At 72.8% G+C, this 11846-nt stretch carries 7 protein-coding genes; 1 reads left to right on the forward strand and 6 read right to left on the reverse strand.

Annotation, left to right across the window (positions count from 1 at the left end):
* Positions 1–60: 60 nt before the first annotated feature.
* From glgB to AB0H64_RS04415, 4 genes are all read right to left on the reverse strand, one after another.
* The gene (gene glgB / locus AB0H64_RS04400; RefSeq protein WP_357619998.1) at positions 61–2325 is read right to left on the reverse strand and encodes a 1,4-alpha-glucan branching protein GlgB; all 2265 of its coding nucleotides are present in this window, start codon (positions 2323–2325) and stop codon (positions 61–63) included.
* 129 nt (positions 2326–2454) lie between these two features.
* Positions 2455–3669 (reverse strand): copper amine oxidase, encoded by a 1215-nt coding sequence (locus AB0H64_RS04405; RefSeq protein WP_357620000.1) that lies wholly within the window; start codon positions 3667–3669, stop codon positions 2455–2457.
* 1 nt (position 3670) lies between these two features.
* Positions 3671–4339, reverse strand: coding sequence for a hypothetical protein (locus tag AB0H64_RS04410; RefSeq protein ID WP_357620002.1), 669 nt, complete (start codon positions 4337–4339; stop codon positions 3671–3673).
* A gap of 137 nt (positions 4340–4476) precedes the next feature.
* A complete protein-coding gene (locus tag AB0H64_RS04415) occupies positions 4477–7731 on the reverse strand; it encodes a BTAD domain-containing putative transcriptional regulator (protein ID WP_357620004.1) in 3255 nt (1084 codons plus the stop codon).
* 89 nt (positions 7732–7820) lie between these two features.
* Between AB0H64_RS04415 and AB0H64_RS04420 the strand changes: the two genes are divergently transcribed.
* Entirely contained in the window at positions 7821–8675 is an 855-nt protein-coding gene (locus AB0H64_RS04420) for an NAD(P)-binding domain-containing protein (RefSeq protein ID WP_357620006.1), read from the forward strand.
* A gap of 37 nt (positions 8676–8712) precedes the next feature.
* Here the strand turns inward: AB0H64_RS04420 and AB0H64_RS04425 are convergent, their stop codons facing one another.
* Positions 8713–10086 (reverse strand): phosphotransferase, encoded by a 1374-nt coding sequence (locus tag AB0H64_RS04425; protein WP_357620008.1) that lies wholly within the window; start codon positions 10084–10086, stop codon positions 8713–8715.
* A 3-nt stretch (positions 10087–10089) separates the two neighbouring features.
* Positions 10090–11790 carry a maltose alpha-D-glucosyltransferase gene (treS, locus tag AB0H64_RS04430; protein ID WP_357620010.1) on the reverse strand — a complete coding sequence of 567 codons (1701 nt, stop codon included), beginning with the start codon at positions 11788–11790 and terminating at the stop codon, positions 10090–10092.
* Positions 11791–11846 lie beyond the last annotated feature (56 nt).

Raw genomic sequence — 11846 nt, forward strand, 5'->3', positions numbered from 1 at the left:
TGGCGGCCATGGAACGACGACCTCGGGCCCGGCCGGTCTCCCGGACGGGCCCGTACGAGATCACAAGGTCTCGGGCCGCTCCTCCGCCCGCACGGCCTGGTCGAGCGCCGCGGCCTGCTCCTCGATCCGCGCGCTCTCGTCGAGCGCCGCGGCCTCCTCCCCGTCGGGCGACGCCTCCGGCGCCTCCTTCAGCAGCCACACCACGCCCAGCGGCGGCACCCGCAGCCGGGTCGAGTACGGCAGCCCGTGCCAGGAGTCCTCGGCCGCCTCCACGGCGCCCAGGTTGCCGACCCCGCTGCCCCAGTAGGCGTACGCGTCGGTGTTGATCACCTCGGCCCACTGCCCGCCGTACGGCAGGCCGAGCCGGTAGTCCTCGTGCGCCGCCCCGCTGAAGTTGGCCACGCAGGCCAGCGCGGACCCGTCAGCCGCGTAGCGGACGAACGAGAACGTGTTGCCCGAGGCGTCGTCGGCGTCGATCCACCGGAAGCCCGCGGGGTCCGTGTCGAGCTCCCACAGGGCGGGCGTCTCGCGGTAGCGCGCGTTCAGGTCGCGGACGAGCTGCTGCACGCCCTTGTGCCCGTCGAACTCCAGCACCCACCAGTCGAGCCCGCGCTCCTCCGACCACTCCGAGCCCTGGCCGAACTCGCCGCCCATGAACAGCAGTTGCTTGCCCGGATGCGCCCACATGAACGCCAGCAGCGCCCTGAGCTGGGCGAACCGCTGCCACTCGTCGCCCGGCATCTTGCCCATCAGCGAGCCCTTGCCGTGCACCACCTCGTCGTGCGACAGGGGCAGCACGTAGTTCTCGGAGTAGGCGTAGATGAGCGAGAACGTCAGCTGGTGGTGGTGGTACTGCCGGAAGACCGGCTCGTGCTGGAGGTAGGCCAGCGTGTCGTGCATCCAGCCCATGTTCCACTTGAACCCGAACCCGAGCCCGCCCAGGTGGGCCGGCCGCGACACGCCAGGCCAGGCCGTGGACTCCTCCGCCACGGTCGAGATGCCCGGAGCCTCCCGGTAGGCGACGGCGTTCATCTCCTTGAGGAACTCGACGGCGTCGAGGTTCTCGCGCCCGCCGTAGATGTTGGGCGTCCACTCGCCCTCGCGGCGCGAGTAGTCGAGGTACAGCATCGAGGCCACGGCGTCCACCCGCAGCCCGTCGATGTGGAACTCCTTCAGCCAGTACAGCGCGTTGGCCACCAGGAAGTTGCGCACCTCCCTGCGGCCGAAGTCGAAGACGTACGTGCCCCAGTCGGGCTGCAGGCCGCGCTTGGGGTCGGCGTGCTCGTACAGCGGGGTGCCGTCGAAGCGGGCGAGCGCCCAGTCGTCCATCGGGAAATGCGCGGGCACCCAGTCGAGCAGCACACCGACGCCGGCCTGGTGCAGCCGGTCCACCAGGTGGCGGAACTCGTCGGGCGTGCCGAACCTCGCCGTCGGCGCGTAGTAGGACGTCACCTGGTAGCCCCACGACCCGCCGAACGGATGCTCGGCCACCGGCAGCAGCTCCACGTGCGTGAACCCCATGTCGAGCACGTACTCGACGAGCTGGTCGGCGAGCTCCAGGTACGACAGGCCGGGCCGCCACGAGCCCAGGTGCACCTCGTAGATGCTCATCGGTCCGCGCTGCGGCTGCTCCTCCTGCCGCCGCCCCATCCACGCCTCGTCGTCCCAGGCGTACGCGGTCTGCTCCACCACCGACGCCGTCTGCGGCGGCACCTCGGTGCGCCGGGCCATCGGGTCGGCCTTGTCCCGCCACACGCCGTCGGCGCCGAGGATCTGGAACTTGTACCGCTCGCCCCGCTCCACCCCCGGGATGAACAGCTCCCACACCCCGGAACGGCCCAGCGAGCGCATCGGGTAGGCGGTGCCGTCCCAGTGGTTGAAGTCGCCGACGACCCGGATGCCGCGCGCATTGGGTGCCCAGACGGCGAACGCGGTGCCGTCGACGTCCTGGTGACGCATGACGCGGGCGCCGAGGGCCTCCCACAGCCGCTCGTGCCGTCCCTCGCCGATCAGGTGCAGGTCGACCTCGCCCAGCGTGGGCCAGTGACGGTACGGGTCGCGGACCTCGTGCGGCTCCCCGCCGGGGTACTGGACGCTCAACGTGTACGCGGGCACCTTGTCGAGCCCGGACACCGTCCCCTCGAACACACCATGTGCCTGGTGTTTCAGCTCGTGAGCCGTTCCGTCCTCCAGCACCACCCGCACCCGCTCGGCCAGCGGGCGCAGGGTGCGGAACGTCACACCACCCGCCACCGGGTGCGCCCCCAGGATCGAGTGGGGATCGTGGTGCGCCCCACCCGCGAGGCGGTCGAGCTCTGTCCTCATCGGCATGCTCCCAACCCTGCCCTACGACGACCGTCCATCCCAGCCACTGCCCGCTTTCACGGCGACAATCACCGAAAGTTGGGAATACCTGGTGTATGTCCGGGCACCGGCCGTCCGAGGGACGCCGGGTCAGGGAGTCGGGTTCTTGGCCGTGACGTCGCGCGGGGTGACGCGGAAGCCCTGCCAGTGCACGGGCATCGGGTCGGCGTCCTCGTCGCGGGCCACGTGGTGGAAGTCGACGTTGACCCAGGCCACCGGGTCCGTCAGCCGCTCACCGTTCGCGTAGCGGTCGACGGAGTCACGGCAGCGCGGCAGCGGGTTCTGGGTGGCCAGGCGCTCGCACGCGTGGTACTGCGTGACGTACAGGTCGGCCCGGGTGAACGCCTCGTCGGCCGGACCGCGGTACTCGGAGCTGTCGGGGTTGTCGATCTGCCAGGACACGGGGTGCCGGTCGGCGTTGAGCGCCTTGGGGTCGAGGACGCGCCACCAGCGCATGGGCGCGTTGACGGCGCTCGTCTCGTGGGTGAAGCGGGTGCGGACCATGAAGCGCCGCTTCGTCCCGGTGCCCGTGAAGTCGTACTGCTCGACGGCGTCGCGGGTGCCGCCGTGGACGTCGAAGTCCAGCCGCCAGAACACGTTGTGGCTGTGGGACTCCTCGAAGTGCCGCCGCCCGACGCCGACCGGCCAGCCGTGCCCCGGCGTGGTGACCGTGCCGGCCAGCGACCCCGTGGCGCCGAGGCGCGGGGTGATGGAGCCGTCGTCGCCGAACACCCACTCCGCGACGTACGCGTACCAGCCCACCTGGTAGGCCGACAGCACCACCAGCTCCTGCCCCTGCCGGGACCTGCGCAGCTCCTCGTCGCCGAAGCCGTCCTTGAGCAGGGCGTGGCCGCGCGCCCTGGTGGTGACGCACACCTTCGTGCCGCGCCGCTCGCCGCCCGGACAGTCGGCCGCGTTCAGCGCGACGGCGGACTCGCCGAGCGAGCCCAGGTCGTGGTAGCGCGGCTCGCCGCTGTCGTACGGCACGTGGATCTGCGCGAGCGCCGCGCTGCGCAGCACGCTCTGCGGACCGCCGCCCTTGGGGACGTAGACGACGTGGTTCAGGGTCAGGCCCTCGATCGTGCGCATCTCCCAGCACATCCGCCAGCGCGCGCCGTTCGGCAGCGTCCGGTCGACGAGGTACGGCGAGCCGCACGAGGCCGCGCCGCCGGGCGCCGAGGCCGGGACCGGACCTTGTGCCGAGGCCGGGACGGAGTCTTGTGCCGAGGCCAGGACGGCGCGCGGGACCGGGGCGGCGTGGGCCGCGGCGATGACGAAGGCCGCGAGGGCGATACGGAGGAACACCTCACCACTCCAGGATCTGAACCTTCTTGGCGGACAGGTCGGCGACGACACGGCTGGTGTCCAGGAACGTGCCGTCCGGCAGCCGTACGAACAGCCGCACGCACCGGTGCGTCGCGCAGGCCCCGCGCCGTGCCGTGTAGATCAGCCCCCGGAGCCACAGGTCGGCCGTGGAGCCGAGCGGCTTCCCGGCGGCCCGCCGGTAGGCGGTCCTGACGCCCTCGCCGAGGCGCGGGTGCGCGAGCAGCAGCTCGGCGGCGCGCGTCTCCTCGCGGTGGGACGGGGGAGGCTGGGTGCCGGTGCCGGAGACCTCGCGCACCACCTTGCCCTCGCCGAGATCCACGGTGCGGACGGTCAGCGTGTCGGTGCCGTAGTCGTAGACGTAGGCCTCGGCCCGCCGGGTGCCCTCGCTGGCCTTGCCGTCGTCGCGCTCCACGTAGAGCAGCTCGGCCCGGCCGGCGGCGAAGTGGGCCCGCGGGCCGGCGGAGGTGGCGATGTCGCCGGCCCGCCGGATCTCCTCGTCGGACAGGGGATCGCCGGGCGCGGGGGAGACCACCGCAGGCAGCGCCGCCCGCGCGGTGAGCGGCGCGCCGTCGCCGGGGAGCAGCACAACGGCGGCGGTCATCGCCGCCACGACCCCTGCTGAGACCGCGAGCACAATCACGCCGCGCATGCCGGCTCCTTTACTCTTCGTTTGCGAGCACCTGCGAAGAGTAATCGCCCGGAGTGCGGTCCGTGGCGGAACGGCGAGATTGACCGACGATCCGGCCCGGGTACGAAGCGGGGCCGGACGCGCCAGACGGGCCGGAGTCAGAGGCGCTGGGGGAGCACGGCGTCCAGCGGGGCGTGGGTGCCGCGGGACAGGGCCGTGGCGAGGGCGTCGTCGCCGAGGGCGGCGCGGGCGGCCGCCGTGATCCGGTCCACGTCGCCGCGCTCACCGGGCGGCAGCGGCGCCCCGGCGGACTCGCGCAGCGCGGCGGCCTTGCCGAGCAGCCGCGCCGCCTCCTCGTGCTCCTCGGTGAGCGCGCGGCTGCCCGCCAGCCCCTCCAGGGCGAGCGCGGTGGCGCGGGGGTCGCCGACGTGCCGGGCCGCCGCGAGCGCCCCGAGGTGGAGCTCCTGGGCGGCGGCCGCGTCGCCACGCAGCTCCGCGACGAATCCCAGCTCGGACAGGATCAGCGCCTCCCCGGGCGCGCCCGACACCTCGCGCACCCAGGCGATCCACTTGCGGAGCAGCCGCTCCGCCTCGTCCAGCCGGCCCTGCCTGCGGGCCCCCAGCGCCAGGCCGATCTCGGCGAACTCCTCGGCGGGCCGGTTGGACTGCGCCACGGCCAGTGCCCTGGCCCGGCCGTGGTAGTCCTCGGCCCGGGCGTGGTCGCCGGTCAGCATGGCGATCCGGCCGAGCCGCGACAGGGCGTCGCAGGCCGCGCCCCACAGGCCCAGCTCCTCGGCCATCCGCAGCCCGTCGCGCCGCAGCTCGGCGGCGTGCGCGTAGCCGCCGGTGATCTCGGCCAGGGTGCCGAGATTCTCCGCGGCCCGCATCTCGCCCCATCTGTCGCCGGCCTCGCGGAAGAGCGCCAGGCCGCGCTCGCCGTCGTGCCGGAGCGCCGCGAGGTCGCCCCGCATGCCCGCTCCTCTGGCCCGGACGATCAGCGCGGCGGCCGTGCCCCACCCGTCACCCAGGGCCTCGAAGCCGGCCAGCGCCGACTCGATCAGCCCCATGCTGATGGACGAGTCGTCGAAGCCGAACAGCGCGAACCCGGCGAACCAGAGCGCCATGGCCCGCTCCGCCGGGTCGGTGACCGCCTCGAACAGGCCGGCGTCGACCGGCCGGGGCCGCCCGGCCAGCGCCTCCAGCCCGTCCAGCCAGAGCCGCGCCCGCGCCCCACCGGAGCCCGGCGGGTAAGGAGCGGATGGCGCGGGGCCGGCCGGGGTCGGGGCGGACGCGGGGACGGACAGTGCGGTCTCCAGGGCTCGGCGGCCCTCGCCCAGCCTGCCGCGCAGCACCCAGTACCAGGCCATGGCGTTCGCCGGCCGGATCGCCTCGTCGGCCGCGCCGAGCCGTACGGCGTGCTCGATGGCGGCGCGGACGTTGGCGCTCTCGGCGTCGAGCAGTGTGAGGACGCGGCGCTGCTCGTGCCCGCGCAGGTACGGCTCGGCGCGCTCGGCCAGCTCGGCGTAGTGGCGGGCGTGCCGGAGCCGGACGGCGTCCAGCTCACCGGCCTCAGCCAGCCGGTCCAGGCAGTAGGCGGCCACCGACTCCAGCAGCCGGTACCTGCCGTCCGCCGATCGCACCACCAGCGACCGGTCCACCAGGCGGGCCAGCGGGCCGAGCACGTCCAGGCCGGGCTCACCACAGACCGCCTCGGCGGACTCCAGCGTGCAGCCGCCGGCGTGGACGGCGAGCCGGCGCAGCACCACCCGCTCCTGCTCGCCGAGCAGCTCCCAACTCCAGTCGATCATGGCGCGGAGCGTCCGCTGCCGGGCCGGGCCGCCGCGCAGGCCGGGGGCGAGCACCCGGAACCGGTCGTCGAGGCGGTCGGCGAGCTGGCGGGGCGTGAGCGCCCGTAGCCGGGTGGCGGCCAGCTCCAGGGCCAGCGGGATGCCGTCGAGCCGCTCGCAGATCTCCACGAGCGCGCCGCGTCCGGGCTCCTCGCCGGCGGGCGGGATGCCGGCCCGGGACGTCAGCAGCTCGACGGCGGCCTCCACGCTCAGCGGGGGGACGCTCCACAGCGCCTCGCCGGAGACGCGCAGGGACTCCTGGCTGGTGGCGAGGACCCGCAGCCCGTGGGCGGCGCCCAGCAGACGCCCGGCCAGCTCGGCGACCTCCTCCACCACGTGCTCGCAGTTGTCCAGCACGAGCAGCGTCTCGCCGGTCCCCGGCGCCGCCGCCAGCCGGTCCGTGAGCCGATCCGTCAGCGACCCCGGCAGGTCGTCCCGCAGTCCCAGCGTCGCGGCCACCGCCTCGGCCACCCCACCGGGCGCCGCCTCCGCCGTCCCGCCGGGCGCGGACGTGGGCGTCGTGGCGGGCGCGGAGGCGGCCAGCTCGACCAGCCACACACCGCCCGGGAACGGCCGGCCGGGGTCCGCGGCCACCTCCAGCGCCAGTCGCGTCTTGCCGACGCCGCCCGGTCCGTTGAGCGTGACCAGCCGGTGCGCGTCCAGCAGGGCGCGCACCTCGGCCACCGCCCCGCCCCGGCCGACCAGCGGGGTCAGCGGAGCCGGCAGGTTCGCGGGAGCCGGGAACGGGGCCGAGGACGGTGACGGGGAGAGAGCAGACGGGGACGGGGAAAGGCTCAGGGACGGAGGCGGCGAGGGACGGGGAGGGGGCTCCAGGGCCGGATCGCGCTCCAGGATGGCCTGGTGCAGCGTCACCAGCTCCGGCCCCGGGTCGATTCCCAGCTCGTCCGCGAGCCGGGTACGCAGGTCGGCGTAGCTGGCCAGCGCCTCGCCCTGCCGTCCGGCCCCGTACAGGGCGCGCACCTGGGCGGCCCGCAGGCGCTCGCGCAGCGGGTGCTCGGCGACCGGGCCCGCGAGGTCGGCGGCCAGGGGGCCGTGCTCGCCCAGCGCGAGCCGCGTCTCGGCCAGCTCCTCCAGCGCCACCAGCCGCTGCTCCTCCAGCCGGGCGATCTCGGCGCGGGCGAACTCCTCGTCGCCGTGGCCGGCGTACGCGGGGCCGCGCCAGAGCGCCAGCGCCTCGGTCAGCAGTGCCCGGCGCTCCGGGAGGCCGCCGCCGCGCCGGGCGTGGTCCAGGAGGGCCGCGAACCGGTCGGCGTCCACGTCGAGCGCTCCGCCGGTTCGCAACACGTAGCCCCGTCCCTGGTGGACGATCAGGTCACGGTCGCCGAGGACGCGGCGCAGCTGCGACACCTTGACGCGCAGCGCGGCCGGCGCGCCGGCGGGAGGGCGGTCGCCCCACAGGTCGAGGATGAGCCGGTCGGCGGAGACGGGGGTGCCCCGGTGCGCCAGCAGGTCGGCCAGGAGCGTGCGGACCTTCAGCTCGGGCACCTGGACGGGCTCGCCGCCGGGCGCCCACACCGCCAGAGGGCCCAACACCCCGAACCGCATCAGCCCCCCATAACGCTCTCCGAACGGCACCATAACCCCGGTCCGGCACCGTGGATTCCCGTCGTCCCCACACCATAAGGAATCCTGAAATGTCGGAGAATATTGCGGTTCTTGGCCTCGGCCTCATGGGCACCGCCCTGGCCGAGACCCTGCTCACCGCCGGCCACCGCGTCACCGTCTGGAACCGCTCGGCCGCCAAGGCCGATCCCCTGACCGCCAAGGGCGCCACCGGTGCCGCCACCCCCGCCGAGGCCGTCGCGTCCGCCTCGCTGGTGATCGTCTGCGTGCTCGACTACGAGGCCGCCCGGGAGATCCTCGACGGTGCCGACCTGGCGGGCCGTACGGTGCTGAACCTCACCAACGGCCGCCCCACCGAGGCCCGCGACACCGGCGGCTGGGTGGTGGAGCGCGGCGGCGAGTACCTGGACGGCGGCATCATGGCCGTCCCGCAGATGATCGGAGGGCCCGGCGCGCTGATCCTCTACAGCGGCTCCCCGGCCGCCTTCGACCGGTACGAGGACGCGCTCAAGCCGCTGGCCGAGCCCCGTTACCTGGGCGAGGACCCGGGCCTCGCGCCGCTGTACGACCTGGCCATGCTCACCGGCATGTACGGCCAGATCGCCGGGTTCCTGGAGGCGGCGGCGCTGATCGCCGCCGAGAAGCGGCCGGTGCGGGAGTTCACCGAGTCGCTGCTCGTGCCGTGGCTGCACGCGATGGCCTCGCTCCAGCCGCGCTGGGCCGAGGAGGTCGAGAGCGGCGACTACGCGACCGAGGTCTCCAACCTGGAGGTCAACCGGGTGGGCGTGGCCAACCTGGTCGTCGCCTTCGAGGAGCAGGGGGTCCGCCCGGACCTGCTGCTGCCGATGAAGGAGATCATCGACCGGCGGGTGGCGCGCGGCCACGGCGCGGAGGGCCTGTCCGGCCTCATCGAGGAACTGCGCTGACGCGCCACGGGGAGAAGCGCCACACGGAGCTGACGCGTCAGAGGCCGGTGCGGCGGAAGGCGGCCAGCGGGATGCCGATCCACGTGGGCCGGTTGCGGGCCTCATAGACGACCTCGTAGACCGCCTTGGCCATCTCGAAGGCCCGCAGCAGGGCCGCGTCACCGGTCGAGATGCTCCCGCCGCCGTCGGTGTAGCCGTCGAGGAAGGCGGCCCGGTTGCGGGCGGCCCACTCCTCCGCCTTGGGCTCCAGCGACGCGGCGTCGGGCCGCCCGGCCAGCAGGTGCCTGGCCGCGTAGTCGAACGAGCGGAGCATCCCCGCCACGTCCCGCAGCGGCGACGACAGCGCCGTGCGCTCGGCCAGCGGCTGCCCCGGCTCGCCCTCGAAGTCCAGCACCACCCAGTCGGTGTTGGTGCGCATCACCTGGCCGAGGTGGTAGTCGCCGTGGACCCGCTGCACGGGCACCTCGGTGGTCAGCTCCTGGACCCGGTGGTAGACGGCCTCGATCGCGCCGACATGCTCGCGCAGCTCCGGCGCCTCCGCCACGGCCCGGCCGAGCCGCTGCCTGAAGCCCTCGGCCATCCGCTTGACCTCGTGCGTCTCGATGACGTCGGTGGGGAACGCCTCGGCCAGCTCGTGGTGGACGCGCGCGGTGGCCGCGCCGAGCCGGCAGGACTCGGCGGCGAAGTCGCCGCCCGCGTCGGCCGCGCTGACGCCGGACACGGTGGCGTAGAAGTCGCGGACGCTGGTGAGCGCGAGGTCCCAGCCGTCGTTGGCGTTCGACAGGAACTCCTGCATGAACGCCAGCGTCGTCGGGACGCCGTCGAGGTCGGTCTCCACCCATCCGTACGGCTGGGCGATGTGCGGCGCCTGCCGCTCGGCGAGCGCGGTGACGATCTCCAGCTCGGGGTTGATCCCGGGGACGAGCCGGCGGAACAGCTTGCAGATGTACGCGTCGCCGTACACGAGCGAGGTGTTGGACTGCTCGGCGCCCAGCACGAGGCTGCGCAGGGAGGTGTCGATCTCGAGGTCCGGGAGGTGGCGGAAGCGCACCGTCTCCCAGTCGCAGTCGCGGCCCATGCAGTCGAGGAGCCACGGGGTGAGCTCGTGGTCGTGGACGGCGTCGTAGGCGTACCAGTCGGAGCGGGAGGGCCCCTCGGCGAAGGTGTACGGGCCGTAGCTGCCGATCAGCGCGTGCGAGAGCCGTTCGGGCAGGTCGGAGCGCATGCCGAGGAGCAGTTGGTAGCGGTCGCGCGTGCCTTCCTGCCACACCGACACGATCAGGTGACGCAGGCCGGGGTCACCGGCCTCGATCGTGGCGTCGGAGTCGATCGACACTCTGTCGATCGGGCGCCCCTTGCCGCCGAACCATCGTTGACGACCGATCCATGCGGCAAGGAGCTCCTCAAGCACGTCTTATTCCTCCTGGGTGGCTGCCGGCGGGAGGGTGAACCAGTAGAACCCATGCCCAGGAAGCGTCAAAAGATACGGAAGCTCGCCAATTGGTGGGAATGGGACCCCGCCCATCGTCTCGACAGGCGAGACGCCGACGAATCTCCGCAGGTCGAGCTCCACCGGCTGGGGGAAGCGGGACAGGTTGTTGACACACAGCATCCGGTCGTCGCCCAGCTCGCGGACGAACGCCAGGACGCTCGGGTTGGAGGAGTTGAGCTCGATGAACTCGCCGAGCCCGAACACCGGGTGGCGCTTGCGGATCTCGATCATGCGCCGGGTCCAGTGCAGCAGCGAGCCGCCGTTCTTCTGCTGCGCCTCGACGTTGAGACCCTGGTAGCCGTAGATCGGGTCCATGATCACCGGCAGGTAGAGCCGCCCCGGGTCGCAGTCGGAGAACCCGGCGTTGCGGTCGGGGTCCCACTGCATGGGGGTGCGCACGCCGTCGCGGTCGCCCAGCCAGATGTTGTCGCCCATGCCGATCTCGTCGCCGTAGTAGAGCACCGGCGAGCCGGGCAGCGACAGGAGCAGCGCGGTGAACAGCTCGATCTGGTTGCGGTCGTTCTCCAGCAGCGGCGCCAGGCGCCGGCGGATGCCGACGTTGGCGCGCATGCGCGGGTCCTTGGCGTACTCGGCGTACATGTAGTCGCGTTCCTCGTCCGTGACCATCTCGAGCGTAAGCTCGTCGTGGTTGCGGAGGAAGATGCCCCACTGGCAGTTCTCGGGGATCTTGGGGGTCTGGGCCAGGATCTCGGAGATGGGGTAGCGCGACTCCCGGCGCACGGCCATGAAGATGCGCGGCATCAGCGGGAAGTGGAACGCCATGTGGCACTCGTCGCCGCCGCCGACCGGGTCGCCGAAGTAGTCCACGACGTCCGAGGGCCACTGGTTGGCCTCGGCCAGCAGGACGCTGTCGGGGTAGAGGCGGTCCACCTCGGCCCGGACGCGCTTGAGGTACTCGTGGGTCCGGGGGAGGTTCTCGCAGTTGGTGCCCTCCTCCTCGAACAGGTAGGGGACCGCGTCCAGCCGGAACCCGTCGATGCCGAGGTCGAGCCAGAAGCGCAGGACCTCCAGCATCGCGTCCTGCACGGCCGGGTTCTCGTAGTTGAGGTCGGGCTGGTGGTGGAAGAACCGGTGCCAGTAGTACTGGCCGCGCACCGGGTCGTAGGTCCAGTTGGAGGTCTCGGTGTCGATGAAGATGATCCGCGCGTCGGAGTAGCCGGAGTCGTCGTCGGCCCAGACGTAGAAGTCGCCGAACGGACCCTCCGGATCGTGCCGGGACGCCTGGAACCACGGATGGGCGTCGCTGGTGTGGTTCATGACCAGGTCGGCGATGACGCGCATGCCGCGCTTGTGGGCCTCGTCGACCAGCTTCACGAAGTCGCCCAGATCGCCGAACTCCGGGAGGATCTTCATGAAGTCGGCGATGTCATACCCGCCGTCACGCAGCGGCGACTCGTACAGCGGCAGCAGCCACAGGCAGTCGACGCCGAGCCACTGGAGATAGTCGAGCTTGCCGATCAGGCCCTTGATGTCGCCCGTGCCGTCTCCGTTGGAGTCGGAGAAGCCTCGGATCAGGACCTCGTAGAAGACCGCGCGCTTGTACCAGTACGGGTCGCGAGGCTTCTCCTCGTCGTAGGGGTTGGGTATGGGTGTGGAGCTCATGAGCCCTCCCTTGGCGGGCTCATGAGGGAGGCGCTAACACACACGTTGAAGACTCC

The sequence above is a fragment of the Nonomuraea sp. NPDC050733 genome (assembly GCF_040654215.1).
GTDB lineage: Bacteria > Actinomycetota > Actinomycetes > Streptosporangiales > Streptosporangiaceae > Nonomuraea.

Coding starts and splice junctions, on each gene's coding strand:
- AB0H64_RS04410 (WP_357620002.1), bottom strand. CDS start 4,339: ATGCGCGGCGTGATTGTGCTCGCGGTCTCAGCAGGGGTCGTGGCGGCG.
- AB0H64_RS04415 (WP_357620004.1), bottom strand. CDS start 7,731: ATGCGGTTCGGGGTGTTGGGCCCTCTGGCGGTGTGGGCGCCCGGCGGC.
- treS (WP_357620010.1), bottom strand. CDS start 11,790: ATGAGCTCCACACCCATACCCAACCCCTACGACGAGGAGAAGCCTCGC.
- glgB (WP_357619998.1), bottom strand. CDS start 2,325: ATGAGGACAGAGCTCGACCGCCTCGCGGGTGGGGCGCACCACGATCCC.
- AB0H64_RS04420 (WP_357620006.1), top strand. CDS start 7,821: ATGTCGGAGAATATTGCGGTTCTTGGCCTCGGCCTCATGGGCACCGCC.